Source organism: Nonomuraea guangzhouensis (assembly GCF_019396345.1).
In the GTDB taxonomy this organism is placed as follows: Bacteria; Actinomycetota; Actinomycetes; order Streptosporangiales; family Streptosporangiaceae; genus Nonomuraea; species Nonomuraea guangzhouensis.
On sequence record NZ_JAHKRM010000027.1, the window covers coordinates 81,286 to 108,209 of the forward strand.

Below are 26,924 nucleotides of genomic sequence, written 5' to 3' on the forward strand. Positions count from 1 at the left end.
GCGATGTCCCGCGGCGATTCGCTGCGCGCTGGACCGTTTGGCGGGATCCGCGGCTGTGCGGGCGAATTCGGGCGCGATGTGCTTCCTACTTGAGCAGGTTCAGGCACGGCGAGGAGATTGTCGTCGTCTCGCGGGCGATGCGTGCGGTACGCCTTCCGACGTAGCTCTCCCGATCAGCGGAGGGCGGCCTGTCGGGACCGGTGGGTGTTCGCAGCTTCTGTCGTGTCCCCGGCAAGGAGGAGATGTCGGTCATGACGCCGACTCTGGCCAGCCGGCCGGCGCCTATCGAGACTCTTGGAGTGAAGTGTCCAAAATCTTGGGAGTCTGGTCCGACCGGACTGGGGTGACGCCGCCGTTACGGCGTCTGGTGGCCCGTCGTCGAGCCCAGCCCCACAGGGCGGGACTGCTCGTACGCGGCCAGGACCTGCTTGCGGCGCTTGGCCGGGAGGCGGTCGATGTAGAGGTAGCCGTCGAGGTGGTCCGTCTCGTGCTGGAGGCAGCGGGACAGCATGCCGGTGCCCTCGACGGTGACCGGTGCGCCGTCGGCGTCGAAGCCGTGCACGGTGGCGTGGTCGGGACGGGGGAGCGGAGCGTACTGGCCCAGGACCGACAGGCAGCCCTCTTCGCCCGCGTCGAGGCGCCGTTCGCCCAGTCCGGGCAGGACGAGCGTCGGGTTGACCACGACGCCCTTGTGCCGCTCGCCGTTCTCGTCGGGGCAGTCGTACACGAACACCCGCAGCGGCACACCGATCTGGTTGGCGGCCAGGCCCACGCCCTCGGCCGCGTACATGCTCGCGAACATGTCGTCCACCAGCGCCGCCAGTGCCCCGTCGAACCGGGTGACCGGCTCGCAGGGTGCGTGCAGCACCGGGTCTCCCACCTGAACGATCGGCCGGACCTCTCCCACGACCAGTGCCCTCTCCGGATGCGAAATGTGTCGCGACAAAGTCTATGAGGGTCAACGACATGATCAGTACCAGATTGTGCTCATATAATGAGACATATCTTCTTGCATGGTGAGATTGAGGCTAATGTCGGTCTCATTGACGCGAGACGAAGGAGTTTCGATGGACGCCGTCTACACCCATGGCCATCACGAGTCCGTGCTGCGCTCCCACCGGTGGCGCACCGCCGAGAACTCGGCCGCGTACCTGCTGCCCCACCTCAAGCCGCACATGAAGCTGCTGGACGTGGGCGCCGGGCCCGGCACCATCACGGCCGACCTGGCGGGCCGGGTCGGGCACGTGACGGCGTCCGAGGTGACCGCGGAGGCGCTGGAGCTGACCAGGGCGGGAGTGGGGGCCGCGGGCAACGTGGAGTTCGCCGTCGCCGACGTGCACGCGCTGGAGTATCCCGACGCCACGTTCTGCGTCGTCCACGCCCACCAGGTGCTCCAGCACGTCGGCGACCCCGTACAGGCGCTGCGTGAGATGGGGAGGGTGACCAAGCCGGGCGGACTGGTGGCGGCGCGTGACAGCGACTACGCCTCGTTCGTCTGGTACCCGCTGCTGCCGGAGCTCGACGAGTGGCTGGCGCTGTATCAGCGGGTCGCGCGGAGCAACGGCGGCGAGCCGGACGCCGGGCGGCGCCTGCTGTCGTGGGCCAGGGCCGCGGGCTTCGACGACGTCACCGCCACCTCGTCCACCTGGTGCTTCGCCACGCCGGAAGACCGGGCCTGGTGGGGCGGGATGTGGGCCGACCGGGTCAGGCACTCCGCCCTGGCCGAGCAGGCGCTCGCCACGGGCGCCGCCACGGAGGACGACCTGCGGCGCATCGCCGAGGGCTGGCTGACGTGGGCCGCGGCGGACGACGGCTGGCTGTCGATCACCCACGGCGAGATCCTCTGCCGCGTTTGACGCCCTGAAGGCCAGGCTAAAGGCTGAGGCGCGTCCTGAAGGCCGGAGTTGCGAGCTAAAGGCCGGAAGCGCGGGCTAAGGCGGGAGGTGTCGGCTAAAAGCCGGAGGAGGGTGGACTAGAGGCTCGAGGTGCGGGCCCACTGGGGATCGCGGTAGAGGACCACGTCGGCGCCGTCCAGCAGCTCGTCCGGCGCCGACAGCATGGTGATCTCACCCGCCGCCTGCAGCCGCAGCAGCAGGTCGCGGACCCGTGGTCCCACCGGCAGCCGGCCGGGCGGCAGACCGAGGCCCGATCGGACCGTGTCCGCGATCTCCGACAGGCGGAACGGACCGCCGAACTCCGCCACCACCCCCCGCACCAGGCCCAGGGTGATCACCTGTTCGGCCTCGGCGTGGGCCAGCTCCCAGACGATCTGCTCCTTACGGCGGCCCGTGGCCGCGCAGGCCGTGCAGGAGCGCATCAGGCCGGCCGAGAGGCCGGGCAGGATGCCGGGCGCCAGGCCGGGCAGCACCGGCTGCTCGGCCGAGCCGAGACAGGCGGTGCACTGGTTGGTCTCGGAGGCGTGCAGCTCGGCGGACATGAGGTCGGGCAGGTCGGCGCCGCAGCCGCAGGAGTACGCGCCGAGCGTGCCGAGTCGCGGGGTGATCGGGTGATTCGTCATCTCGGCAGACTCTACCCGCGAGCGTCCATCAGGCCGTGCCGGCGCAGCGCCTTACGGGCCGCCGCCACCACGCGCTCGTCCGGATGGTGGTCGATGAACACCAGCAGCACCCGTTCCGTCCAGGGATGATCACCCAGGGCCAGCAGGGCGATCGTGCTCGCCTGCTCGTCCTTCTCCATGCCCTGGGAGACCGACTTGATGACCTCGGCCGTCTCCCCGCCGAACTCCAGCAGCGCCGCGGCCATGTCCACGAACGCCCACGCGATCTCCTCGGGCGTCGGGGGCCGCTCCTCGCGGCCCAGCCGGGCGGCCACGACGGCGCCCAGCTTCGGCTCGCCGAGCAGCCCGTCGAGCACCCGCGTGCCCTCGTCGCCGAGTCCCGTGGCGAGCAGTTCCACACCGACCGCCCGGCTCAGCGGGCTCGCCTCGGCCAGCGCGGCCGCGATCTCGGCCGCCGCCTCGCCCCGGTCGCGATCGGCCAGCCAGCCGGCAAGCTCCTCGTCGCGTTCCGGCTCGGGGTAGGAGCGCAGGCCGTGCAGCAGCGACCCGGCGTCCTGATCGGCCAGCGCGCCCATGACCGGGATGTCCTGCCCGGTCGCCGTGCCGATCACCTGACCGGCCGCCCAGAGGCCGAGCGGGGTCAGGGTGCGCGGCGGCGCCTGGGATATCAGGCCGAGGTCCGTCAGGGCGGCGGGTACGTCGTCGGTCAGCGGGCCGCCCCCCAGGAAGAGGCGTACCACCTCCATGAACAGCTCCTCGTCGGTGCCCAGCGTGAGGCGGCAGGCGTCCGCCCATACCTGGAGCACCTTGTCGTCGGAGCCGTCACGCAGGACCTCGACCGCGTCCGGCGTGAACGCCGGGCCGATGTCTTCACCGGCTTCGCCGGCCAGCAGGCCGGTCGCCAGGGGAGTCTCGCGTACGGCCGCCACCAGGTCGCCGTCGGACGGCAGCCGGATGGGCGGCTGGAGCGGAAGCGTGTCTTCTTCGTTGGAGCCCACATCCTTATCCTGTCGGATCTCGCACCACATTTGCGATAAAGTCCCGCTGACCGTGAAAAGTCCGGAAGAAGGGAGGCGTTGAGATGGTCCGCGTTTTCCGGGCGCTCCACGCGTCCGCTTCTACTCTTCGGAGGAACCGTGCTTTTCCGCTCCACGGTCGAGACTGACCTCGACCTGCTGCTCGACTGCGCCGTCGACGAGCCCATCAGCTGGGCCGATCCCGACCGGCTGCTCCCCTTCCTCAAGAACGGCCAGTACCACCACGACCGCATCTGGGTCGCGGAACACGACGGCCAGATCCTCGCCCGCGCCGTCTGGTGGGGCTTCCCCGACGGCGACCGACCGCTCGCGCTCGACTGCCTCTGGGTCCACCCGTCGGTGCCCGACCGCGTGGGACTGGCCGCCGAACTGCTGCGACACGCCCATGAGAAGTACGGCGACGCGCCCGCCTATCACGTGTTCGTGGCGAACGGCTGGCGGGACAACCCGGACATAACCGCCGCCATCGCCTGGCGGTGGCAGGCCGGGGCGGGCGCCGGGCTGACCGACGAGCTCGAACGGCTCCGGTACGAATGGACCACCGGCGCGCCGGTGCCGGCGGCGTCGGGCCGACTGGTGTTCCGGGCGGAGGCCGACGACGAGGCGTTCGTCGAGGCGTTCCGCCGCGTGGCCGTCGGCACGCTCGACCACCACACCCAGCAGGCCCTGGCCACGACCGACCCCGAGGCGCAGGCCCGCGAGGACATCGCCGACTACCGGAGCATGCCCGGTGACCGGGACTGGTGGCGCCTGGCGTACACGCCGGACGGCGACCTCGCCGGCGTGGCGCTGCCGTCGGCCAACGGCGGCGGGCCCGTCGTCGCCTACCTCGGCGTGGTGCCCGAGCACCGCGGCCACGGCTACGCCGACGACCTGCTCGGCGAGATCACCCGGACGCACGCCGAACGCGGCGCCGACCGGATCGTGGCCGACACCGACGCCGTGAACGTCCCGATGGCCAGGGCCTTCGAGCGGGCCGGTTACCGGAACTTCGCCGTCAGACTCGTCCTGTCAGCCCCGCCCGCGAACGGCTGACCCGGTCCGGCGTCCTGTCAGCGCCGCCCGCGAACGGCTGACCTGGTCCGGTGTCCCGCTCACGCGGTGGCGAGGCGGGCCCGGACCACCAGGTCGTGCATGGCGTCCCTGACCGTGGCGGCTTCCGGCAGCGGTGAGGAGTCCCTGGCCGCCTCCAGCGAGGCGGTCAGGGAAGCCACGTCGGCCGCCGCGTTGATCGCGGGCGCGCGGCCGTGTTCGGCGTCCCGCTTGGCGGCCACCAGGTCAGGCACGTACGCCGGGACGTACCCGAACAGGTGCGTCAGATCGGCGTCCAGCTCCCCGGTGCGCATCAGGTGGATACCGGTGGCCAGGACCCGGAAGGTGTAGAGCAGCGGCTTGAGCTCCCCGTTCTTCTCGAACAGCCGCCACTGCGTACGCGCGAACCCCAGATAGTGATGGGCGTGGTGCCGCGTCAGGCAGCCGGGCGCCAGCGCCGTCAGCTCCTCGTGCAGCGGGGAGGAGGACACGACCAAGGGAGAGAGGAGTTGCTCCAGGACGTAGCCGTTGCGGTTCAGCAGCAGCCCGCAGAACTTGGCCAGGTCATGCGTGACCAGGTCCACCTCGACGCCGTCGCGCGTCCAGGTCCGGTCGAGGGTCGCCGGGCCGGTACGCAGGCCGACGATCTCACGCAGCGGCAGCACGTGCACGCCCCGCAGGTCCACGTCCGAGTCGGCCGAGGGGAAGCCGTACAGGTGCGCGCCGCTCACCGTGGCGAACACCAGCGGGTACGGCTGCTCGCCGGGGATCTCCGGCAGCCAGGCAGGCAGGTTCACTGTAGGTGGGCCCTCCGTACGGCCGTGAGATACGTTTCGACGGACTCCCGGTCCGGCGCCTCCGGCAGGACGCTCGGCGCCTCGGCCAGGTCGGTGGTCAGCTCGGCCCGCCAGGCGGCCACCTCGGCCCACGCCACCTCGCCCCGCTTGATCGCCAGCAGCCGGTCGCGGTAGGCGCCCATCTGGACCAGGGGCTCGCCGTGGCGTACCAGATGCAGGCCGCTCAGCAGCAGCCTGATCATGTGCATCGCCTGCTTCCACTTCGGCGCGGCCGGGTCCAGGCGGCGGAACTGGGCGTCGGCGTAACCGCTGAACGTCTCGTGCGCCCGCCGCGACAGGAACGCCTCGCGCAGGCCGCGCAGCCGCTCGCCCTCCGGCGTGAGCACCTCCGTGAGGGGTGACCACAGGCACTCCAGGACCGTGGGGTTCGCGTCGAGGGCGAGGCCGCAGAACCGCTCGACCTCCCACGAGAACTGCTCAGGCAGCGGCCCGTCGCGGTGCGTCACCGGCTTGGTCAGCCGCCAGAACTCCTCCGTCGGCGCCACGAACACGCCGCGCCGGTCGGTGTCGGAGTCGCCGGTATCCAGACCGTAGGCCCGCGACCCCACCACCACCGAAAGGATCAGATCATCGCTCACGCGGACACTTTCCCAGGATCGGGCGACAGTTCGCTCAGCAGGTCGGCCGCTCCGAGCGGACGCACGTCGCCGAGGCCGTCCGGGTGCAGCGCGTACGTCGGACAGCCGCTGGGGAGGGGCACGTCGCCGTGGATGAGCATGGCCAGCTCCACCTCGTCGAACGACGCGGGTGCCGCGGGGGCGTCCGCGCGGGCGATCAGGCGGGCGGCGAACGCGGCCGCGTCCTCGCCGGGGCGCCGCTCGTAGCGGACCAGCGAGCCGTCGCGGCGCCGCACCAGCACCTCGGCCGCCCGCGCGGCGGCGTGCCAGCAGCCCACCTCCCACAGCGTCACCCGGTGCGTGAACGCCTGCTCCAGCGCCGCGCCCAGCAGGCCCAGCTCGTCGCTGCTGCCGTCCACGCTGTGCCCGTAACCGACGGCGGACAAGTTGAGGTCCGCCCACCGCATCGTCCGCGTCCACAGGTCGGCCACCAGCGGGACCAGGATCTTGGCCTGCCCCATCAGGTCGAAGCGCTGCCGCACGGCCAGCGGGTCGAACAGCCCCTCCGGCTGCTCCATGAACCCGGCGAACCCGCGTACCAGCTCCTCGAACGGCACGTCGTTGTAGCTGAACACGACCGGCACCAGGTAGCGGCCGCGCAACGCCCGTACGTGCACGTCGATGAACTCCGACGCCCCCAGCGGCTCGGGCGCCGACGTCAGGTCGCCGGAGTGCGTGACGGCCTTGCCCAGCGTCAGGTTCGTGTAGTCGCACAACCCGACGAACTCCCAGCGCTCGTCGAAGACCGCCACCGACAGGTCGAGGTCCACCCTGGCGTCCTTCGGCTCGGCCCAGTGGAGGAAGAACCGGAGCCGGTCGCCGCCGGGGATGGGCTGGGTGCTGCCGCGCGGCAGCCGTACCAGTGCCTTGACCGCCGTCCGCTCGGACGTCGGCGCGATCAGGTCGGCCAGCCCCTCGTCCAGCAGCACCCGGCGCAGCGCGGGCAGCTCGCCGGTGCGGCGCAGCAGTTCGGCGGCCAGCGTCCGCTCGGCCGTCAGCACGACCTCGTCCGGCAGCGGCGGCCGGTCGTCGGGCCGGGTGTGGAAGCGCGCCGTGCCACCGCGCGGCAGGAACAACCGCAGCCCGCCTGGCGGCGTGCGCAGCTGCCCCAGCGTGGCGATCAGCACCCCGGGCGCGACCTGCGCCGCCACCCGCGCCAACCCGCCCGCCTCGATCGGATCGCCACCGGGCACCACGGACTCCCGCAGGCCCGGGTCGGCGGGGGCCATGGTCTCCGTCAGGCCCGGGTCGGCGGGGAGCATGGTCTCCAGCAAGTCCGGGGAGAGGCGGAGCAGGTGCGACAGCCGCCGCATCAGCTCGCCGGGCCGGTGGGCCAGCAGGTCGGCCGCGTCGGAGTGGCGGCCGTCGGCCAGGGCCGTCTCCACGCGGCCGGCGAACGACGTCGCCCGCACCCGCCCGTCACACACCCGCAGCCCCGGCCGACGCGCGGCCCGCTCCAGCAGGGTCCGGCCGAACGCCGTCTCCGGGTCGAGCCGGGTGCCGCGCAGCGCGGCGAACGCCAGCGCGGCGTCCGGGTAGCGGGCGTGGTGCTCGTGCGGGTGCAGCACCTCGGCCATGCGCTTCCACTGCTCGCCGTACCGGAACAGGTCCTCGATCGCGTACGGCATCGCGTCCAGGCACGACAGCAGGATCCGGCGGACGGCGCGCGGCAGCGACACGCGGCGCCGCGGACGGATCCGCAGCCCGGGGTCGGCGTCCATCAGCACGTACAGCAGGCGCAGCACGTCCGTGGCCGTCTCCAGATGGCTCCGCAGCAGCTCGGGGGCGCCGCGACGGAGGGCCACGGCGAGCACGACGGCCCGCGTCTCCTTGACCGGGATGGTCTCCGGCAGCCACCCGCCCGACGCCGGCCAGAACTCCTCCAGCAGCGCCTCCAGGTCGGCCCGGTCCTCCGGCGGCAGGGGAGTGCGGCGGTTCATCAGGTCCACGGCCAGGTCACGGCAGCTCGCGGCGGGATCGTCAGCGAGACGCAGCAGACCGGTCGCCGTGACGGCGTCGCGATCGACGATCGCCGGCCCCTCCGACGGGAGCAGGAACGGGTCGTCCAGGTCGATGCGGCGGTGGCAGATGGGGCAGGCGCTGAAGTCGGCCCCGTCCCAGCACGAACGGCACACCAGGTGCGCGCACGGCGACACGGCGTGGACGCTGCCGACCTTCCCGCACAGGACGCACGGCCGGTGCGGCTCCTGCAGCAGCAGGGAGAACACCCGCCGCACGAAGAAGTCACGGGTGTCGGCGGGCACGGTGTCCGGAAATTTCCGGAAAAGGGGTACGTGCGTGACGGCCGCGCCCACCTCGGACCGCAGGAGGTGCAGCAGCCGCCGCCCGGCCCGCGTCAGCTCCGCCATGGACAGCGCTGCCAGCGCCCGATACAGGTCCGCCGACAGCAGGAAGCCGAGCTGCAGCAGCTCGAACTCCAGCGCCGCCACCCCGGACGGCACGTCGGCCCGCCTCATGGTCAGGCGCTTGGGCAGCTTGCCGACGGGTTCGGGCGTGCGCGGATCGGCGGCCAGCAGCGCGGGCGCGACCAGCCGCGTACGGCGGAGCAGGATCTCACCGGAACCGTTCATCAAGCCAACCCCCAGAAACTGATGAGAGGTCGCGCGGTGACACCGCGCGACCTCTTTGAGGTGGAGAGCAGGCACGCTAGAGATCTTTTTTAAGAAGAGGAGAAGGAAGCACACCCAAAGAGCCACCCTGGTGAATCACCGTACCGGGATGAATCAAGAAATGTCCCCCGATTTCCCGGTCCAGTAGGGCCCGGCATGCGCGAGAGCCGCTGCGATGGATAGGGTCTCCGGATCTGACCAGGAGAGAAAGGGCCGACCGGTGACCATGCGGAGCTGGCTGCTACACGGGCTGCAGCCGACGTCCGGGATGCACGACGAACATCCCGGCAAGCGTCACTCCTGGTGGCAGGTCATGTGCCTCACAGGTGTCGACTACTTCTCCACCCTCGGATACCAGCCGGGCATCGCCGCGCTGGCGGCGGGCGCGCTGTCGCCGATCGCCACACTCATGCTGGTGGCGCTGACGCTGTTCGGCGCGCTGCCCACCTACCGCGTGGTGGCGGCCGAGAGCCCCAACGGCATGGGCTCCATCGCCATGCTCGAACGGCTGCTGCCGAGCTGGTGGGGCAAGCTGCTGGTGCTGGTGCTGCTCGGGTTCGTGGCGACGGCGTTCATCTTCACGATCACGCTGTCGGCCTCCGACGCGACCGCCCACATCCTGCAGAACCCGTTCTTCCCGGACGCGCTCGCCGGCCAGCAGGTGCCCATCACGCTGCTGCTCATCGCCGCGCTCGGCGCGATCTTCCTGCGCGGGTTCAGCGAGGCCATCGGCCTGGCCATCGCGTTGGTGGCCGTCTATCTGGCACTGAACGTGGTCGTCGTCGGCACCGCCGTCGCCCAGGTGATGTCCCACCCTGAGCTGGTGGGCGACTGGCAGGACGCCCTCACCGCCGGGCACTCCAGCCCCCTGGCGATGATCGCGCTGTCCGCCGTCGCGCTGCCCAAGCTGGCGCTCGGCATGTCCGGGTTCGAGACGGGCGTCGCCGTGATGCCGCAGATCGAGGGCGATCTCGAACAACGCGTCAAGGGCGCCAAGCGGCTGCTCACCACGGCCGCGTTGATCATGAGCGTGTTCCTGATCTTCAGCGGGTTCGCGACGGCCGTGCTGATCCCGCACAAGGAGTTCGAGGAGGGCGGGCAGGCGGCCGGGCGGGCCCTGGCGTACCTGGCGCATCACTACCTGGGCGACTGGTTCGGCACCCTCTACGACATCAGCACCATCGCCATCCTCTGGTTCGCCGGCGCGTCGGCGCTGACGGGCCTGCTCAACATCGTGCCGCGCTACCTGCCCCGCTACGGCATGGCCCCCGACTGGGCGCGGGCCGTACGACCGCTGGTGCTGGTGTTCACCGCGATCTCGTTCGCCATCACCATCCTGTTCGGCGCGAACGTCGAGTCGCAGGGCGGCGCCTACGCCACCGGCGTGCTCGCGTTGATCCTGTCGGCCGCGGTCGCCGTCACCATCTCGGTCGCGCGCGCCGGGCGGCGGGGCGCGGCGGCTGCGTTCGGCCTCATCTCGGTCATCCTCGCCTACACCTTCGCCGCCAACGTGATCGAACGCCCCGACGGCCTGTCGATCGCGCTGTTCTTCGTCGTCGCGATCATCGTGACCTCGATCATCTCCCGCGCCACGCGCTCCACCGAGCTGCGGGTGACGGGGGTGACGCTCGACAAGGAGGCCAAGCGGCTCATCGACGCGCTGCCGCCGGGCGACCTGCGCATCATCGCCAACGAGCCCGACGCGCGCGACGAGGCCGAGTACGCCGAGAAGGACCGCGAGACGCGCGAGTACCACCACCTGCCCGACGACGAGCCGATGCTGTTCCTGGAGGTCACGCTCGGCGACACCTCGGAGTTCGAGTCCGAGGTGGCCGTGCGGGGCGAGGAGCGTCACGGGTACGGGGTGCTGACCGCGCGGAGCGCGGCGGTGGCCAACACGATCGCCGCCATCCTGCTGCATCTGCGCGACACGACCGGCCGCCGTCCCCATGTGTACTTCCACTGGGCGGAGGGCAACCCGGTCTGGGCGCTGCTGAGATACCTGCTGTTCGGCGGGGGAGACGTGCCGCCGCTCACGCGTGAGGTCCTGCGCGTCGCCGAGCCGGAGCCCGGCCGCCGGCCCGCGGTGCATGTCGGGTAGTCGATGGGCTTGCGCCTGGGGGTGAGGCGCTGATCTGATCGGAATATGAGTGCTTATGATGCGGTCTACCAGCGCAGCATCGTGGAGCCCGAGGCGTTCTGGGGGGAGGCCGCCCAGGGCGTCGAGTGGGATGTGGCCCCTGCGACCGTGTTCGACGACGGGCGCTGGTTCGTCGACGGGCGGCTGAACACCTGTCACAACGCCGTCGATCGGCACGTGGCCACCGGGCGGGGTGAGCAGACCGCGTTGATCTACGACAGCCCGGTGACCGGGGTCGTGCGGCGCTACAGCTACGCCGAGCTGCTCGAGTCCGTGGCCCGGACCGCCGGGATGCTGTGCGATCTCGGCGTGGTCGCCGGGGACACCGTGGTGATCTACATGCCGATGGTGCCCGAGGCGGTGATCGGGATGCTGGCCTGCGCCCGGCTCGGCGCCGTGCACTCCGTGGTGTTCGGCGGGTTCGCCGCCAACGAGCTGGCCGTACGGATCGATCACGCCAGGCCCAAGGTGGTGCTCTCCGCCTCCTGCGGGATCGAGCCGACCCGGATCGTGCCGTACAAGCCGCTGCTCGACGCCGCCCTCGAGCAGGCCGGGCACCGGCCGGCGCGCTGCGTGATCCTTCAGCGGCCCGAGGCGCCCGCCGACCTCGTCGAGGGGCGGGATCTGGACTGGGCCGAGGCCGTGCGCGACGCGGCGCCGGCCGGGTGCGTGAGCGTGGCCGCCACCGATCCGCTCTACATCCTCTACACCTCCGGCACCACCGGCGTGCCCAAGGGGGTCGTGCGGGACAACGGCGGGCATGCCGTCGCGCTGCACTGGAGCATGTCCCACGTCTATGGCGCGGCGCCCGGCGAGGTCTACTGGGCGGCCTCCGACGTGGGGTGGGTGGTCGGCCACTCCTACATCGTCTACGCGCCGCTGCTGGCCGGGTGCACGACCGTGCTGTACGAGGGGAAGCCGGTCGGGACACCCGATCCGGGGGCGTTCTGGCGGGTCGTGGCCACGCACGGGGTACGGACGCTGTTCACCGCGCCGACCGCCCTCCGAGCCATCAAAAAAGACGACCCATCCGGAAATTTCGCGCAAAAATGGGATTTGTCGGGACTGCGGTACCTGTTCATGGCCGGGGAGCGGCTCGACCCCGACACCTACCACTGGGCGTCCGACCTGCTCGGGATCCCGGTCATCGACCACTGGTGGCAGACCGAGACCGGCTGGCCGATCGCGGCCAACTGCGTCGGCATCGAGCCGCTGCCGATCAAGCCGGGCTCGCCGACCAGGCCCGTACCCGGATGGGACGTGCGCGTGCTGGACCCGGCGGGCGAGGAGTGCCCGCCCGGCGTGGAGGGCGCGGTGGCGATCAGGCTGCCCCTGCCGCCCGGCGCGCTGCCGACGCTCTATCGCGACGACGCCCGCTTCGCCGAGTCGTACCTGTCGCGCTATCCCGGCCACTACCTGACCGGCGACGGCGGCTTCCTCGACGATGACGGCTACCTGTTCGTCATGGGGCGCATCGACGACGTCATCAACGTCGCCGGCCACCGGCTGTCCACGGGCGCGATGGAGGAGGTCATCGCGGCCCACCCGGACGTGGCCGAGTGCGCGGTGATCGGCGTCGACGACGAGCTGAAGGGCCAGCTCCCGCTCGGCTTCGTGGTGCTCAAGGCAGGCGCCGACCGTGACCCCGCCGACGTCGAGCGCGAGCTGTCGGCCATGGTCCGCGACCGCATCGGCCCGGTCGCCGCCTTCCGCCGCGCCGTGGTCGTGGGCCGCCTGCCCAAGACCCGGTCCGGCAAGATCCTGCGCGCCACCATGCGGGACATCGCGGCCGGACGCGACTACCGTGCGCCTTCCACGATCGAGGACCCGGCGGCCCTGACGGAGATCGCCGACGCTCTCTGAGCACGATCCGGTTAAACCCTCCCTGAGGGCGATGGAACGCGACATGATGGGAATTCCCACGCTCTTCGGAGACCGTGATGACGGAGACCCTGAGCTACGCCGACGCGTTGAAGATCCTCGGCTGCAAGGACAGCAGGCTCGTCAAGGTGGTCGACTTCGCCGCGACCGCCGCCCTGACCGGATGGGCGCTGGCCGGCGGCGCCGACCTGGCGCTGGGCCTGCGCGATCTGCAGGAAGACGCCGTCCGCTACGGCAACGACGTGGTGCGGCGCGTGCCCGAGTGGCGCAGCGGCGCCGGCCGGTTCGCCCGAACCCAGCGGCTGGCCGCCGTCCACGCCGTGGTGATCGTCTCGGCCTATTTCGAGGCGCTCGGCCAGGCCGGTCTGCCGTTCGGGCTGGACCGGCTCGACCGGGACCGCGCGGGCGGCGGCACCCGCGCGGCGGCGTTCGCCGAACTGGTGGCGAAGTTACTCACCGAGCCGCTGCCCAGGCCGGAGCCGCACCGCCCCTACGCCGAGACCCGCGAGGCCGTCGAACACCACTACCGGCGGATGTCGGAGGCCGTGGCGGTGTACGTGCGGGAGGTGGCGGTGTGGGACGAGCTCTCGGCCGACGAACGCGTCCGCGTCCCCGTGCTGCTCGTGGAGGGGCCGTCGGCGCACGCCCTGCGGATCTACGACGAGGACTACCGTTCGCTCACCCTCGACAGCCCCGAGTTCCGGATGTGGAGCCTGGTCACCGAGACGCAGACCTTCGCCCCGGGACTGTCGCGCGTGGCGCGGCTGCTGGCGGAGCTGGCGCCGCCCCGCGTGGGCGACCGGCCTATGATCCACCTGGTCCGGCTGGCCGCCGCCGCGCTCGACCAGTCGCTCATGGCCGTCGGCAGGGCGCCGGACGACGTCACGCTGCCGCTGCTCGGCGAGGGGTACATCAGTCCCCGGTGCAAGGTCGCGGAGATGACGGGCGAGTGCGCGCCGGCCGTGAAGAGCTGGTGGAAGAGCCGGCTGGAGCTGGCCGACGCGGAGGCGTTCCTGGTGGGGCACCTCACCTCGCCGCACGCCACCCAGGCGCCCCTGGTCGTGCTGGGCGAGCCGGGGTCGGGCAAGACCAAGCTGACCGAGGTGCTCGCGGCCCGGCTGGCCGCCTCGGAGTTCCTGCCGATCAAGGTGGAGCTGCGCGACGTCGCCGCCGAGTCGTCCGTGATCTCGCAGATCGAGCAGGGCATTTCCCCCGTACTCCCAGAGAAGGTGAAATATCAGGACCTGGTGGAGGCGGCGGACGGGATGCTGCCCGTCGTCATGCTCGACGGATTCGACGAGCTGCTCCAGGCCGCCGACACCAACCGCTACGACTACCTGGAACAGGTCCAGGAGTTCCAGGACGAGCAGTCCAGGCTCGGCCGGCCCGTCGCGGTGATCGTGACCAGCCGGACCGTCGTGGCCGACCGGGTCAGGTTCCCCCAGGGCGTGCTCACGATCGAGCTCCAGCCGTTCGAGAAGGAGCAGGTCCGCCAGTGGCTGGAGATCTGGGCCGAGACCAACCGCCCCGTCCTGTCCAGGCGCGGCAGGACACCGCTGCCCGCCGACGTCGCGCTGGCCCAGGGCGAACTGGCCAGGCAGCCGCTGCTCCTGCTGCTGCTGGCCATCCACGACGCCGCCGACAACGCGTTGCAGCGCGACGAGGCGGTCCCCGGCCGCGGCCGGCTCTACGAGTCGCTGATCAGGGGTGTCGCGGACCGCGAGATCGTCAAGAACCCCGAGGCGCGGGCGCTGCCTGCCGCCCGCCGGCACGGGCTGGTGGACCGGGAGCTGGTACGGCTCGGGACCGTGGCGCTGTCGATGTTCGTGCGCGGCCGGGCGGTGGTCTCGGAGGCCGCCCTCGACCGGGACCTGCCCGCCCTGTGCGGGGCGCCGGGCGACGAGCGGCAGGACGAGGGCGGCTGGGCGCGGCGGGCGACCGAGCGGTTCTTCTTCGTGCATGCCGACGACACGGGTCATTACGAGTTCCTGCACGCCACGTTCGGCGAGTTCCTGGTGGCCTGGCTGGCCGTGTACGCGCTGCGTGACCTGGTCAGGAGGCACGGCCGCGACGAGGATCTGGCCGGCCAGCTGGTGGACGACGACCTGCTCTACGCCGTCACGTCGTTCTCCTGCCTGGCCGAGCGGGGGCCGACGGTCGGCTTCGCCATGGAGCTGCTGGGCGCGCTGCCGGCCGAGATCCGGGCCAGGAGCGTGACGCTGCTCAGCGCGCTGCTGCGCGAGTCGCTCCATGAGCGCCCGCGCCGCTCCTTCCTCGCCTTCCGCCCGGTGCGGCATCCCGTGCCGCGCCGCCTGGCCGCCTATTCGGCCAACCTCACCCTCCTGGTGGTGGCCGCGTCGGACAAACCGGTCAGCGTCTCGGAGCTGCTCCACGACTCGGGGGACTTCGCCCGGTGGAGCTCGTACGCGCATCTGTGGAAGAGCCAGCTCGGCGGGGAGGGCTGGACCGGCCTCATCGGCGCCCTGCCCGCGCGCAGGGTGGTGGACGGCGGCAGGCGGGACATCCGGCTCGGCGGGAGCGCCGAGTCGTGGGAGTTCGAGGGCGCGGGCTGGTGGTTCGGCCGGGCCAAGCCCGTGGCGCGCACCAGGACGCTGGGCCGCTACAGGTCCTACGCCCTGGAGGAACGGCCCTACCTGCTCAACGTCGACGCCGACCTGCTGACCGACTCGCTGCACGCCGACGACGAGGCGCACCCGAGCCTGGTCGTCGTGCAGCGGACGTCCGGGCAGGTGGTGAGCTGCACCCGCCTGGTCGAGGAGGTGCTGATGAACCGCCCGTCGAGCGCCGAGGCGCGCGTCGCGCTCTACGCCGACGCGATCGCCGCGGTCAGCGCCTTCCAGACGCTCAGGAGCCGGCGGCTGCTCGACCTGGTGCTGCGGGCCCTCACCCTGGAGGGCCCGGCCATGCCCTTCCAGGACCGGGCCGGGATCCTCGGCGGGCTGGCCGCGGACGGCGTCGATCCGGCGCTGTGGCGGCCGGTGCTGGAGTCGATGTTCTTCGAGCGGTCCGACAGTTGGGAGATCCTCCTGCGGGCGGGCGTCCCGGAAGCGGTCATGCGCGAGGTGCGTACGCCCTAGAAACGGCTCCTAGGCGGCCGATCGGTCCACCGGCAGCTCGATCGTGATCGTCAGGCCGCCCTCGTCGCGCGGCCGGGCGACGACCGTGCCGCGGTGGGCCTCGGTGATGACGCGCACGATCGACAGGCCGAGGCCGCTGCCCCGGTCGGAGCGCAGCCGGTCACCGTGCAGCCGCCGGAACGGCTCGAAGATCGTCTCGATCTCGTACGGCGGCACGTGCAGACCGGTGTTGGCCACGACCAGCTCCACCCGCTCGGCGCGTCGCCTGGTCGTCACCCACACCTCGCCCTTGGGCTGGTTGTGCCTGATCGCGTTCTCCACCAGGTTCTGGACGAGCCGCTCCACCAGCACCGCCTCGCCGGTCGTCGGCGCGTAGTCCAGCAGCCGGTGGATCGTCACCTCCCGCCCGGCCGCCTCCTCCGCCGCCTGGTCCAGCACGTGCTCGGCCACGTCCGTCAGGTCGAACGGGCGCCGGTCCAGCACCGCCTGCTCGCCTTCGGCCAGCGCCAGCAGGCCGTCGATGAGCCGCTCGTTGCGGGCGTTGACCAGCAGCAGCGACTCACCGAGCCGCTTGACGTCGTCGGTCGCGTCGGGCCGCCGCACCGCCACGTCGACCAGCGTCCTGTTGATGGTCAGCGGGGTGCGCAGCTCGTGGGAGGCGTTGGCGACGAAGCGCCGCTGGCTGTCGAAGGAGCGGGCGAGCCGGCCGAGCATGGTGTCGAAGATGCCGGTCAGCTCCTTGAGCTCGTCGCTCGGCCCCTCGTAGTCGATCCGGCCGGTCAGGTCGTGGCTCTGGGCGACCCGGCGCGCGGTCTCGGTGACCGACTTGACCGGTTTCAGCACCCACCCGGCCCCGCGCCAGCCCAGGGCGAACGCGGCGGCGGTGGCCCCCAGCACCGCGAGTGCGCCGATGGTGCGCACGCTGGACAGGGTGTCGCGCTGGTAGACGGTGCGGACCTGGAGCACCCGGGCTCGCGCGACCTCGTAGTAGTCGTCGTACCTGCTGAACCCCCGAAAGTCCACGGTGAAGTTCTGAGGGGTGATGAGGTCGGCGCGGTACTCGAGGTTCTGCCGCACGATGAAGTAGACGCCCGTCAGCAGCAGGCCGCCGAGAACGAAGAACACCCCAGCACAGGCCAGGGCGAAGCGGAGACGGACGCTCATACGATGCGATACCCCGATCCCGGCACGGTCTCGATGACCTGCGGGTCGCCGAGCTTCTTGCGCAGCTTCATCATCGTGGTCCGCACCGTGTTCGTGAACGGGTCGATGTGCTCGTCCCACACCTTCTCCAGCAGCTCCTCGGCCGAGACCACCGCGCCCTGTGCCCGCAGCAACTCGGCCAGCACCCCGAACTCCTTACGCGCCAGCGGCACGTACCGGCCCTCGCGGAACACCTGCCGGTGCGCCCAGTCCAGCCGCACCCCGGCGCGTTCCAGCATCGGCGGGTCGGCCCGCCTGGCCCGGCGGCCGAGCGCGTGCACCCGCGCCACCAGCTCCTCGAACGCGAACGGCTTGGTCAGGTAGTCGTCGGCCCCCAGCGACAGCCCCGACACCCTCGACCGCACGTCCCCGGCGGCGGTCAGCATCAGGACCCTGACCGGCCACCCCCGCTCGACCACCGCCCGGCACACCTCGTCGCCGTGCACCAGCGGCATGTCCCGGTCCAGGATCAGCACGTCGTAGTCGTGCACGCCGAGCCGTTCCAGCGCCCCGTCGCCGTCGTAGGCCACATCGACGGCCAGCGCCTCCCCCCGCAGCCCCTCGGCGATCGAGTCGGCCAGCATGCGCTCGTCCTCCGCGACCAGCACCCGCAATGTCGCCCCCTGTGAAGATCCCCGGTGAAGATCGAAAGTCCCGACAGTCTGCTCCAGCCGGCATAACGCGGACATAACCACTTTTGGTGACGCTCAGGTTAGCGCCGACTCGGTGGACTTCCCTCCCTACGGCCGGGAATCGCCCGGCCTCTCACGGGGGAGAGATGTCATGGTTGCCGCTCTTGTGGCGCCCACGCGGCCCCGCCTGGCCGATCCCGTCCTGGGGAGGACGGGTCACCGCCTGTTCGGGATCGTCCTGGCGCTGGCCGCGGCGCTGCGCGTGCTGGTCATGCTCGGCTACGACACCGCGCAGGTCTACTGGTACGACTCGTTCACCTACCTGAACACGGCCGTGCACATGCGGCCACAGGGGGCCTTCCACCCGGCGGGCTACTCGTGGTTCCTGTGGCTGCTGCGCCCCTTCCACAGCGTCGAGCTGGTCGTCGGCGTGCAGCACGCGATGGGCCTGGGCGTCGGCGTGCTGATCTACGCGCTGCTGCGCCGCTGGTCGTTACCCGGCTGGGGGGCCACGCTGGCCGCGGTGCCGATGCTGTTCGACCCGGCGTTCCTGCGCCTGGAGCACGCCGTGCTCTCGGACCTGCAGGTGATCTTCCTCGTCATGGCAGCGCTCACGGTGCTGATGTGGCGCCGCGAGGTGTCGCCCCGGGCCGCCGCGTTCGCCGGGGCGCTGCTCGCGCTGGCCGGACTGACCCGCACGGCCGCGGTGCCGCTGCTCGGCCTGGCCGCGCTCTACCTGCTGCTGCGCCGCACCCCATGGCGCCGCGTCGCCGCCCTGGTGCTCGCCGGGGCGTTGCCGCTGCTCGCCTACGCGGGCTGGTACGCCCAGTATCACGGCAGGTTCGCGCTGAGCGGCGGCGACGGCGTCGCCCTCTGGGCCCGCACGATGACGTTCGCCGACTGCTCGATCATCAAACCGCCCGCGGCGGAGGCCAGGCTCTGCCCGAACGGCAACGTCGTCGACGCCGCCTCCGAGTACGTCTGGGCGCCCGGCGCCGCACTCAACCGCCTGCCTGGCGACCGGTTCGCCTACAACGATCTGGCCCGCTCGTTCGCCGTCAAGGCCATCGCCGCGCAGCCGCTCGACTATCTGCGCGAGATCGTCAAGGACACCTCGCTGGCCTTCACCTGGGAGCCGGTGCAGCACCCCAAGCGGGTGACCGCGATGTCGACCTTCCCGCACGGCTCGTGGCGGCTGCCGGAGGAGCACAGCCTCATCGGCCAGGTACGCAAGGAGTACGACCCGGCCATCCGCGGCATGAGCTCGGTCGAGCCGTTCGGCTCGATCCTGGCCGCCTACCCGTACCCGTGGTTCCTGCACGGCACGCTGTTCGGCGTGATCCTCCTGGCGGGCACGGCCGGGGCGATAGGCCGCCGCCGCCCCGCCCTGCTGCCGTGGGCGTTCTCGATGTTCCTGCTCGTCGCACCGGTGGCGGCACTGGACTTCGACCACCGTTACGTGCTGCCCGCCATCCCGGTCGCCTGCGTCGCCGCGGCGCTGGCCGTACACGGGCTACCGCGGCGGCGGTATCGCGCGGCGGGGAGAGAGCGGAATACCGTACCGGTGTGAGGGCGCTCGTCCTGGTGTGCGGCATGGCCGTGGTCGTCGTGTACTCGACCGTCCTGGCCTACGGCAACCAGCCGGACACCAGGCCGCTCGACCCGGCGGGCTACGCGCTGTTGGCCGCGGCCGTGATCGGGCTGGCCTGGCTGCGGTCCAGGCCCGAGGTCTCCCTGATCGTCTGTGTGGGGGCGGCGGGCGGCTGCTTCATGCTCGGCTACGCCTACGCCCTCTGGCCGGTCCCCGCGCTGATCGCGGTGTTCACCGCCATCTCCGGCGGCAGGCGCTCGGCCGGCTGGGTGGGCGCGGCGGTCCTGGTCCTGCTGCCCGCCATCGGCGTGGCCACCCATCCCGCGCTGGACCGTGTGGTGGGCGCGGTCATCTGGGCGCTGCTCGTCCTGGTCGTGGCCCAGCCGGCCGAGGTGTCACGGGCGCGGCGCGCCTACACCGCCGAGGTGGAGCGGCGCGCCGCCGACGCCGAGCGCACCCGCGAGGAGGAGGCGCTGCGCAGGGCCCAGGAGGAGCGGCTGCGCGTCGCCAGGGAGCTGCACGACGTCACCTCCCACACGGTGTCGGTGATCGCGCTGCACGCCGCCGTCGCCGCCGAGGCCGTCGAGCGCGCCGGTGGCCCGCCGGAGGCCCGCGCCGCCCTCCAGGTCATCCGTACGGCCAGCCGCCAGGCGCTGGCCGAGATGAAAGGCGTGCTCGGCGTGCTGCGTCCCGATTCCCGCCACCCACCGCCCGGCTCCGCCCAGCTGCCCGAACTGCTGAAGACGGCCGGGCTGCCGGTCACCCTCGAGGTGTCGGGCGAACGGCGCCCGCTGCCGCCGGCCGTCGACCTGACCGTCTACCGGGTGGTCCAGGAGGCGCTGACCAACACCATGCGGCACGCCGGCGCCACCGGGGCGACGGTGACGCTGAGATACGAGACGGGAGCCGTGACCGTGCAGGTGGACGACGACGGGACCGGCAGCCGGGCCCCCAGGGGCAACGGGCTCACCGGCATGGCCGAACGCGTGGCCGCCGCCGGGGGCCGGTTCACCACCGGCGACGGGCCGGAGGGCGGCTTCCGCATCGCCGCGTGGCTGCCCGCGTGATCTCCGTCCTGCTGGCCGACGACCAGCCGCTCGTCAGGGCCGGGCTGCGCGCCCTGCTCGACACCGAGGACGACCTGACCGTGGTGGGCGAGGCCGCCGACGGCGCCGAGGCGATCCGGCTGGCCGCCGCCCTGGCGCCCGACGTGGTGCTCATGGACGTCCGCATGCCCGGCCTCGACGGGCTGGAGGCGACCCGGCGGATCGTCTCCGGCCGCACCAGGGTCGTCGTGGTCACCACCTTCGACCTGGACGAGTACATCTACGAGGCGCTCCGCTCGGGGGCCAGCGGCTTCCTGGTCAAGGACGCCGAACCGGCCGAGATCCGGCACGCCGTCCGCGTCGCCGCCCGGGGCGACGCGCTGTTGTCGCCGGGCGTCACGCGGCGGTTGATCGAGGAGTTCATCGCCCGCCCCGCCGAGCCCGACACCGGCCGGCTGGCGCCGCTGACCGGGCGGGAACGCGAGGTGCTGGCCGGGGTCGCGGGCGGGCTGAGCAACGGCCAGATCGCCGAGGCGCTGTTCATGAGCCCGGCCACGGTCAAAACGCACGTCAACCGGATGATGGTCAAGCTCGCCGTGCACGACCGGGCGCAGCTCGTGGTCATCGGCTATGAGAGCGGCCTGGTCCGCCCCGGCTACCGCGCCTGACGTACGGGGCCGTCCGCCTCCGGTGGACGACGGCGAGCGGGGGCGCTTCCTACCGTCTGCCGCATGATCGGATTCTGTATCCGCCACCGGCGGCTCGTGCTGCTGCTCTGGCTGGCCCTGACCGCCGCCCTCATCGCGGCCGCGGCGACCTGGCCGGGCCCCTCCGACGACGACTTCACCCTCCCGGACTCCGAGAGCGGCCAGGCCGCCGAGCTGCTCGGCCCGGTCGCCGACGGTCCGCCCGGCGCGCTCGTCCTGTCCGCCCCGTCCGGAGTCACCGCCCCGCCGGTACGGTCGGCGGTGACGGATCTGCTCGCCCGGATGACCGCGATCCCGGGTGTCAGGACCTTCGACCAGCGCGTCTCGGCGGACGGCACGGTCGCCACGATCCCCCTCGACTACCCCGACGCGGCCACCGCCGATCGGCTGGCCGGGCTGCGCGACGCCTTCCACGGGCCGGGGGTGACCGCCGAGCTGTCCGGGGACGACTTCGCCACCTCGACAGGAGGGGGAGCCACCGAGGGCCTCGGGCTGCTCGCCGCGGCGGTGGTCATGCTGGTGGCGTTCCGGTCGGTGATCGCCGCCGCGCTGCCGCTGATCATCGGGGTGACCGGTGTGGCGTGCGGCGTGACCCTCCTCACGCTGCTGAGCAACGTGGCCGGCACGCCGGGCTTCGCCGTCTACCTGACGATCATGCTGGGGCTGGGCACCGGCATCGACTACGCGCTGCTGATCGTCACCCGGTTCCGCACCTCACTGGCCGAAGGACTGTCCGTGGACGCGGCCATCGTCAAGGCCATGCGCACGGCGGGCAGGTCCGTGCTGCTCGCCGGCGTGACGGTGATCGTCACAGGGGCCGGCATTTTGTTTCTCGGTCCCTCGCTCGGCGGCGGCATCGCGCTGGCCGCCGGATGCGGCGTGCTGATGGTGATGCTCGCCTCGCTCACGCTGCTGCCCGCACTGCTTCGCATGATCGGCAGCGGGATCGACCGGTTCGCGCTGCCCCGGCGTACCGGAAAGCCGCCGTTGGCGTACCGGTGGAGCCGGGTCGTGCAACGCCGCCCCTGGGTGGCCGGGACGCTGGCGCTGGGGCTGCTCGTGCTGCTCGCCCTGCCCGCGCTGCAGCTGCGCGTCGGCTGGTCCGACGCTTCCGACCGGCCGGTCAGCGACACGACCAGGCGCGCCCACGACCTGCTGTCCCGCGGGTTCGGGCCGGGCATGGAGGGGCCCCTCGTCCTGGTGGTCGCCCCGCGGGCCGGCGCGCCGTCCCTCGACGATGTGGTAGGGCGGGCCCGCGCCACGGCTGGAGTCGCGCAGGCCTTCCCGCTGGGGGAGCGGGCCGCGATGGTCGTGCCCACCGGCGGGCCGCAGGACGAGGCGACCACCGGGCTGATCCACCGGCTGCGCGCGGAGTTGCCCGCGCCCGTGCTCGTCACCGGCTCCACCGCCGCGGCGATCGACTACGCGCGCTTCTCCGGCGAGCGGTTGCCGTGGACGGTGGGCGCGGTACTCCTGGCCTCGTTCGTGCTGCTGCTGTTCGTCTTCAGGAGCGTGGTGCTGCCGCTGAAGGCGATCGCGGTGAACCTGCTGTCCATCGGTGCCGCCTTCGGGGTGATCGTCGCCGTCTTCCAGTGGGACGTGCTCGGCCGGGCCAGCGCCGGACCGATCGACGCGTGGGTGCCGATGATGCTGTTCGTGATCACGTTCGGGTTGTCGATGGACTACGAGGTGTTCCTGCTCTCCCGGATCAGGGAGGAGTATCGGCTCGGCCGCGGCAACAGCGGCGCGGTGGCCGCCGGGCTCGGTGCGACCGCCCGGGTCATTAGCGCCGCGGCTACGATCATGTTCTGTGTTTTCGCCGCGTTCGGCACGTTCGATGATCGGCCACTGCAGATCATGGGCATCGGATTGGCCGCTGCGGTGCTGGTAGACGCCACAGTCGTCCGCCTTGTCCTGGTGCCGTCGATCATGGAAGTGCTCGGCGAGCGCGCCTGGTGGTTCCCCCGACTGTCCTCGGCGAGGCTGCCGCTCACGGGAAATGTTCCGTAGTATCCGGACATCACGAGCGTTGGGGGCGCCAGGGTGCCAGGACAGAGCGTGGGTGTGGTCGTCGATCCGGGAGTACCCCCGGAGGTCGCCGGAATGCTGCGTGCCAACGCCCCGCTGCTGTCCAGGATCAGAGCAGGATGGGTGCCGCCCGCCGCGCCGCTGCCCGAACGGCGGCGCCCGTCGGGCCTGCTGCTGCTGGCCGCCACGCCCGTGGTCGTCGCGCTGATGTCCCTGCTGCTGGCCTCGCACGCGGCGCCGGTCGGGTTCGTGCTGCTGGGCTCCTTCGTCTTCATCGTGCTGGTCAAGATCGCCTCCATCAACGAGGTGCCGCAGCACGACCGGCCGCGGGAGCGCGACGTCTACGAGCAGGCCCGCTGGTACGACGGGCGCTACCTGCTGGCCGACGACTTCGACGCCGAGGCCCGACTGGTGCTGGCCAGGGCGCAGCGGGCGATCGGCAGCGTGCTGCGTTCCCACGTCAACGCCGAAGGCCTGCTGGACGACGCGCGCAACGCCGTGATGCTGCCGGAGCAGGAATGGGAGATCGCCAGGCTGCTGGCCAAGCTCGCGGCCCTGCGCGGCGAGCACAGGGTGCTGCTGTCGCGCGGTATCGCGCCGGAGGTGGCGGCCGTGGTCGAGCCGCTGGACCGCGCCCTGGCCAACAGCGAGGCCGCGGTCGTCGCGCGGGTCGAGGCGTTGGAACGTTACGCCGGGCACGTCGCCGAGGCCGAGCGCGCCTACCACGCCCGCGGCCAGATCGAGGAGCTGCGGGCCCGGCTGCCGCGCTACGAGGAGCTCCTGGCCGAGTCGGGGGCCGACGCGCTGGCCGTACCGGAGATCGAGAAGCTCGCCCAGGACGCCGACGCCCTGGAGCGGCTGCTGCGCAAGAGCGTGAGCTCGGCGCACGAGGCGTTCCGCTACCTGGAAGGCTGACACTCTGACAGACCGCCACATAGGATCCCTTACGTGCCCTGTCCGAAGGTCTTGGTGGATCCGGCGGTGCCAGACGAGATCGCGGAGCTGCTGCGCGGCCACCGCGAGCTGCTGCTGGGCATGCGGAAGGGGTGGGCACCGGTCCGCAGGAGGCGCTACGACCCGACGCTCGGCATCGTGGCGAGCGCGGCGGCCGGGCTGGCCGCGCTGCTGGCCGTCGCCGCCGGGTTCGGCTTCTTCCTGGAGGAACGCTACACCTCCTTCGTGGTCGTCATGACCGTGGCCGCGCTGCTCGTGGTCGGCGTGCTGCTCAGGCCGCGCACCGACGCGGAGGTCGCGCGGCGGCGCGCGCAGGAGCTGGACGTCTACGAGAACGCCCTGCGGTACGAGGGGCGGTTCGTGCTCGGCGAGGATCTCGACGAGGGCGCCCGCGCGCTGCTGGCCCGCGCCCGCGCCGCCGTGGAGGCGGTCATGGAGTCGCGCGTCAACGCCGAGGGCCTGCTGGACGATGTACGCAACGCGGTGATGCTGCCGGAGCAGGAGTGGGAGATCGCCCGGCTGCTGGCCAAGCTGTCGGCGCTGCGGCGCGAGCACGAGGACGTCGTCGCCGAGGGGCTCACGCCCGAGGTCGCCGCCGTCGCCGAGCCGCTGGGGGAGGCGCTGGCGAGCAGCGAGCAGGCGGTGCTCGCCCGCGTCGAGGCCCTGGAACGGTACGCCGGGCACGTGGCCGAGGCCGAGCGCGCCTTCCGGGCCCGGCACCAGATCGAGCGGTTCGGCGCCAAGCTACCGCGCTACGAGGAACTGCTGGCCGAGTCGGGTGCCGACAGCTCAGCGGTGCCCGAGCTGGGCCGGCTGACCGAGGACGCCGACCGGCTGGAGGAGACGCTGCGCGACAGCGTGACCTCGGCACACGAGGCATTCCGCCACTTGAACGGGTGACATCCCATAAAATCCGATTTTGTGGCGGATGTGGTAGTCGATCCAGGTGTCCCGGAGGATGACGCCCAGCTGATCAAGGAGAGCGAGCACCTCCTGATCAGGATGCGCCGCGGCTGGGTGCCCGATCCCCGGCCTTCCAGGGTCGCCGGCAAGTCCTGGCGCGCGGTCATCGTGGTGATCACCCTGGCCGTGCTGACCCTCCTGCCGATCAGGGCGGGCGGCATCCAGTCGAGCAGCGTGGTGCTGGCCGGCCTCATCGCCATCCCCGTCCTGCTCGTGATCTTCCTGCGCAAGGACCACGACGAGGACGAAGAGGTGACCGTCGACCGGGAGGTCTACGAGCAACTGCGCTGGTACGAGGGCCGGTACGTGCTCGCCGCCGACCTCGACGAGTCCTCCCGCAGGCTGCTCGCCCGGGCCAGGCGGGCCGTCGCCACGGTGACGCACTCGGCGGTCAACGTCGAAGGGCTGCTGGACGACGTGCGCAACGCCGTGATGCTGCCCGCGCAGGAGTGGGAGATCGCCCGGCTGCTGGCCAAGCTGTCGGCGCTGCGGGCCAAGCACCGCCAGACCATGTCCGAGGGGATCACGCCGGAGGTCGCCGCCGTGGCCGAGCCGCTCGCGCGGGCGCTCGACAGCAGCGAGGACGCCGTGGTGGCCCGGGTGGAGGCGTTGGAACGGTACGCCGCCAACGTGGCCGAAGCCGAGATCGCCTACCGGGCCCACCACCAGATCGAGGAGTTGCGGGGCCGGCTCCACCAGTATGAGGAACTGGTCTCCGAGGCCGGCGCCGACGCCTTCGCCGTACCGGAGATCGCCCGGCTCGCGGAGGACGCCGACCAGTTGGAGCGGGCGCTGCGGCGGAGCGTGAGCTCCGCCCACGAGGCGTTCCGCTACCTGGAGCCCTGAGCCCGAGCTACTCGACGTGCGCGGCCTCCAGGAGGACGTCGCACAGGGCGTCGGCCGCGTCGACCCGGCCCAGTTTGCGGGCCGCCTCGGCCATCGTCGCGCGCAGGCCCGGGTCGGCCAGCAGCGGCATCAGCTCGGCCAGCAACTGCTCGCCCGTCGGGTGCGGCTCCAGCAGCGCGCGGGCCCCGCCCGCGGAGGCCAGGTAGCCCGCGTTCTTGCGCTGCTCGTCGCCGCCGGTCGGGATCAGCGGGATGAGCACCGCGGGCTTGCCGATCGCGGTCAGCTCCGACACCGTGCCCGCGCCGCTGCGCGAGATCACCACGTCGGCCGCGGCGAACAGGTCGGGCAGCTCCGAGCCGACGTACGGCACCGGGTGGTAGCGCTCGGCCAGGTCCGGCGGCAGCTCGATGGCGCGCATCTGGTCGATCCAGGCGGGCCCGCACTGGTGCACGATCTGGGCGTGCGGCAGCAGCCGCGGCAGGATCTCGGCGATCAGCGTGTTGATCTGCTTGCTGCCCGTCGCGCCGCCCGTCACATAGATCAGCGGCACCTCGAACGTCAGCCCGAACAGGTCGTAGGCCGCGGCCCGGTTGCCCTGCAGCAGCTCGGGCCTGATCGGGTTGCCGGTCACCACGGCCTTGGCGCGCGCCGCCGGGGGCAGGTATTCCAGGGACGACTCGTGCGAGAGCGCGATCCGCGTGGCCAGCCGGGCCAGGATCCGGTTGGCCAGCCCCACCACCGTGGTCTGCTCGTGCATGACCAGCGGCCGGCGGATCAGCTTGGCCGCCACCCCGATCGGCACCGCCACATAACCCCCCGTCGACAGCACCACGTCGGGCAGGTAGCGGGCGGCGTGCCCGATCGCCTGGACCACGCCCACCGGGATGCGGAACACGTCGGCGATATTGGTGCCGAGCTCGCGGATATTGGGCCGGCGGCGCAGCTTGCCGGTGGTGATGGCCTTGAACGGGATGCCGTTCTCGGCGGTGATCCTGGCCTCCAGGCCGTTCGCGGTGCCTACCCACAGCACGTCGTGCGGCACCTGACGTCGCTGGACGGCCGACAGGGTCGTCAGGGCCGGATAGGTGTGACCACCGGTGCCGCCGCCGGTGATCAACAGTCGCAGGGTTCGTGACATGCGATC

At 72.0% G+C, this 26,924-nt stretch carries 21 protein-coding genes; 12 read left to right on the top strand and 9 right to left on the bottom strand.

What is annotated here, in order from left to right:
* Nucleotides 1–355: 355 nt before the first annotated feature.
* Entirely contained in the window at nucleotides 356–907 is a 552-nt protein-coding gene (gene def, locus KME78_RS44210) for a peptide deformylase (RefSeq protein WP_219535799.1), read from the bottom strand.
* A gap of 160 nt (nucleotides 908–1,067) precedes the next feature.
* On the opposite strand from def, the gene KME78_RS44215 reads away from it, so the two are divergent.
* Nucleotides 1,068–1,856, top strand: a complete 789-nt coding sequence (locus KME78_RS44215) for a class I SAM-dependent methyltransferase (RefSeq protein ID WP_219535800.1) — start codon at nucleotides 1,068–1,070, stop codon at nucleotides 1,854–1,856.
* Nucleotides 1,857–1,972: 116 nt separating this feature from the next.
* Here the strand turns inward: KME78_RS44215 and KME78_RS44220 are convergent, their stop codons facing one another.
* Together KME78_RS44220 and KME78_RS44225 are read right to left on the bottom strand one after the other, a co-directional pair.
* Nucleotides 1,973–2,518: a hypothetical protein gene (locus KME78_RS44220; RefSeq protein WP_219535802.1), complete on the bottom strand. Its 546-nt coding sequence runs from the start codon at nucleotides 2,516–2,518 to the stop codon at nucleotides 1,973–1,975.
* 11 nt (nucleotides 2,519–2,529) lie between these two features.
* A complete protein-coding gene (locus KME78_RS44225) occupies nucleotides 2,530–3,516 on the bottom strand; it encodes a hypothetical protein (protein ID WP_219535804.1) in 987 nt (328 codons plus the stop codon).
* A gap of 138 nt (nucleotides 3,517–3,654) precedes the next feature.
* Between KME78_RS44225 and KME78_RS67550 the strand changes: the two genes are divergently transcribed.
* Nucleotides 3,655–4,590 (top strand): GNAT family N-acetyltransferase, encoded by a 936-nt coding sequence (locus KME78_RS67550; protein ID WP_219535806.1) that lies wholly within the window; start codon nucleotides 3,655–3,657, stop codon nucleotides 4,588–4,590.
* A 59-nt stretch (nucleotides 4,591–4,649) separates the two neighbouring features.
* On the opposite strand, the gene KME78_RS44235 is transcribed toward KME78_RS67550, so the two are convergent.
* From KME78_RS44235 to KME78_RS44245, 3 genes are read right to left on the bottom strand one after another with little or no spacing between them, the layout of a single operon-like run.
* Complete coding sequence (locus KME78_RS44235) at nucleotides 4,650–5,384, bottom strand: nucleotidyltransferase domain-containing protein (RefSeq protein WP_219535808.1); 735 nt, start codon at nucleotides 5,382–5,384, stop codon at nucleotides 4,650–4,652.
* On the bottom strand, nucleotides 5,381–6,022 hold the full coding sequence (locus tag KME78_RS44240) for a nucleotidyltransferase domain-containing protein (RefSeq protein ID WP_219535810.1): 642 nt from the start codon (nucleotides 6,020–6,022) through the stop codon (nucleotides 5,381–5,383). Before KME78_RS44240 ends, KME78_RS44235 begins: the two co-directional genes overlap by 4 nt.
* On the bottom strand, nucleotides 6,019–8,652 hold the full coding sequence (locus KME78_RS44245) for an MXAN_6230/SCO0854 family RING domain-containing protein (RefSeq protein WP_219535812.1): 2,634 nt from the start codon (nucleotides 8,650–8,652) through the stop codon (nucleotides 6,019–6,021). Before KME78_RS44245 ends, KME78_RS44240 begins: the two co-directional genes overlap by 4 nt.
* A 265-nt stretch (nucleotides 8,653–8,917) precedes the next feature.
* On the opposite strand from KME78_RS44245, the gene KME78_RS44250 reads away from it, so the two are divergent.
* From KME78_RS44250 to KME78_RS44260, 3 genes are all read left to right on the top strand, one after another.
* Nucleotides 8,918–10,792 carry an APC family permease gene (locus tag KME78_RS44250; RefSeq protein ID WP_246653267.1) on the top strand — a complete coding sequence of 625 codons (1,875 nt, stop codon included), beginning with the start codon at nucleotides 8,918–8,920 and terminating at the stop codon, nucleotides 10,790–10,792.
* A gap of 45 nt (nucleotides 10,793–10,837) precedes the next feature.
* Nucleotides 10,838–12,694 carry a propionyl-CoA synthetase gene (locus KME78_RS44255; protein WP_219535814.1) on the top strand — a complete coding sequence of 619 codons (1,857 nt, stop codon included), beginning with the start codon at nucleotides 10,838–10,840 and terminating at the stop codon, nucleotides 12,692–12,694.
* 77 nt (nucleotides 12,695–12,771) lie between these two features.
* A complete protein-coding gene (locus tag KME78_RS44260) occupies nucleotides 12,772–15,810 on the top strand; it encodes an NACHT domain-containing protein (RefSeq protein WP_219535816.1) in 3,039 nt (1,012 codons plus the stop codon).
* A 9-nt stretch (nucleotides 15,811–15,819) separates the two neighbouring features.
* On the opposite strand, the gene KME78_RS44265 is transcribed toward KME78_RS44260, so the two are convergent.
* Complete coding sequence (locus KME78_RS44265; RefSeq protein ID WP_219535818.1) at nucleotides 15,820–16,974, bottom strand: sensor histidine kinase; 1,155 nt, start codon at nucleotides 16,972–16,974, stop codon at nucleotides 15,820–15,822.
* The gene (locus KME78_RS44270; protein ID WP_219535820.1) at nucleotides 16,971–17,627 is read right to left on the bottom strand and encodes a response regulator transcription factor; all 657 of its coding nucleotides are present in this window, start codon (nucleotides 17,625–17,627) and stop codon (nucleotides 16,971–16,973) included. Before KME78_RS44270 ends, KME78_RS44265 begins: the two co-directional genes overlap by 4 nt.
* A 169-nt stretch (nucleotides 17,628–17,796) precedes the next feature.
* On the opposite strand from KME78_RS44270, the gene KME78_RS44275 reads away from it, so the two are divergent.
* The 7 genes from KME78_RS44275 to KME78_RS44305 all read left to right on the top strand — a co-directional run bounded on the left by KME78_RS44275 (nucleotide 17,797) and on the right by KME78_RS44305 (nucleotide 25,780).
* A complete protein-coding gene (locus KME78_RS44275) occupies nucleotides 17,797–19,215 on the top strand; it encodes a DUF2189 domain-containing protein (protein ID WP_219535822.1) in 1,419 nt (472 codons plus the stop codon).
* Entirely contained in the window at nucleotides 19,212–20,303 is a 1,092-nt protein-coding gene (locus tag KME78_RS44280) for a sensor histidine kinase (protein ID WP_219535824.1), read from the top strand. Before KME78_RS44275 ends, KME78_RS44280 begins: the two co-directional genes overlap by 4 nt.
* Complete coding sequence (locus KME78_RS44285) at nucleotides 20,300–20,950, top strand: response regulator (RefSeq protein ID WP_219535994.1); 651 nt, start codon at nucleotides 20,300–20,302, stop codon at nucleotides 20,948–20,950. The genes KME78_RS44280 and KME78_RS44285 overlap by 4 nt, the downstream gene beginning before the upstream one ends.
* 63 nt (nucleotides 20,951–21,013) lie before the next feature.
* Nucleotides 21,014–22,999 (top strand): MMPL family transporter, encoded by a 1,986-nt coding sequence (locus KME78_RS44290; protein WP_219535826.1) that lies wholly within the window; start codon nucleotides 21,014–21,016, stop codon nucleotides 22,997–22,999.
* 48 nt (nucleotides 23,000–23,047) lie between these two features.
* Entirely contained in the window at nucleotides 23,048–23,932 is an 885-nt protein-coding gene (locus KME78_RS44295) for a hypothetical protein (RefSeq protein WP_308127362.1), read from the top strand.
* A gap of 66 nt (nucleotides 23,933–23,998) precedes the next feature.
* Nucleotides 23,999–24,871, top strand: coding sequence for a hypothetical protein (locus KME78_RS44300; protein ID WP_308127363.1), 873 nt, complete (start codon nucleotides 23,999–24,001; stop codon nucleotides 24,869–24,871).
* A gap of 21 nt (nucleotides 24,872–24,892) precedes the next feature.
* On the top strand, nucleotides 24,893–25,780 hold the full coding sequence (locus KME78_RS44305) for a hypothetical protein (RefSeq protein ID WP_308127364.1): 888 nt from the start codon (nucleotides 24,893–24,895) through the stop codon (nucleotides 25,778–25,780).
* A gap of 7 nt (nucleotides 25,781–25,787) precedes the next feature.
* Here the strand turns inward: KME78_RS44305 and KME78_RS44310 are convergent, their stop codons facing one another.
* Nucleotides 25,788–26,918, bottom strand: a complete 1,131-nt coding sequence (locus KME78_RS44310; RefSeq protein ID WP_219535830.1) for a UDP-N-acetylglucosamine--N-acetylmuramyl-(pentapeptide) pyrophosphoryl-undecaprenol N-acetylglucosamine transferase — start codon at nucleotides 26,916–26,918, stop codon at nucleotides 25,788–25,790.
* Between the last annotated feature and the right edge of the window lie 6 nt (nucleotides 26,919–26,924).

What these genes read in the sequence shown, in the direction of transcription:
- KME78_RS44215 (WP_219535800.1), top strand. Translation starts at nt 1,068, where the DNA reads ATGGACGCCGTCTACACCCATGGCCATCACGAGTCCGTGCTGCGCTCC.
- KME78_RS44220 (WP_219535802.1), bottom strand. Translation starts at nt 2,518, where the DNA reads ATGACGAATCACCCGATCACCCCGCGACTCGGCACGCTCGGCGCGTAC.
- KME78_RS44245 (WP_219535812.1), bottom strand. Translation starts at nt 8,652, where the DNA reads ATGAACGGTTCCGGTGAGATCCTGCTCCGCCGTACGCGGCTGGTCGCG.
- KME78_RS44250 (WP_246653267.1), top strand. Translation starts at nt 8,918, where the DNA reads ATGCGGAGCTGGCTGCTACACGGGCTGCAGCCGACGTCCGGGATGCAC.
- KME78_RS44255 (WP_219535814.1), top strand. Translation starts at nt 10,838, where the DNA reads ATGAGTGCTTATGATGCGGTCTACCAGCGCAGCATCGTGGAGCCCGAG.
- KME78_RS44260 (WP_219535816.1), top strand. Translation starts at nt 12,772, where the DNA reads ATGACGGAGACCCTGAGCTACGCCGACGCGTTGAAGATCCTCGGCTGC.
- KME78_RS44265 (WP_219535818.1), bottom strand. Translation starts at nt 16,974, where the DNA reads ATGAGCGTCCGTCTCCGCTTCGCCCTGGCCTGTGCTGGGGTGTTCTTC.
- KME78_RS44275 (WP_219535822.1), top strand. Translation starts at nt 17,797, where the DNA reads ATGGTTGCCGCTCTTGTGGCGCCCACGCGGCCCCGCCTGGCCGATCCC.
- KME78_RS44290 (WP_219535826.1), top strand. Translation starts at nt 21,014, where the DNA reads ATGATCGGATTCTGTATCCGCCACCGGCGGCTCGTGCTGCTGCTCTGG.
- KME78_RS44310 (WP_219535830.1), bottom strand. Translation starts at nt 26,918, where the DNA reads ATGTCACGAACCCTGCGACTGTTGATCACCGGCGGCGGCACCGGTGGT.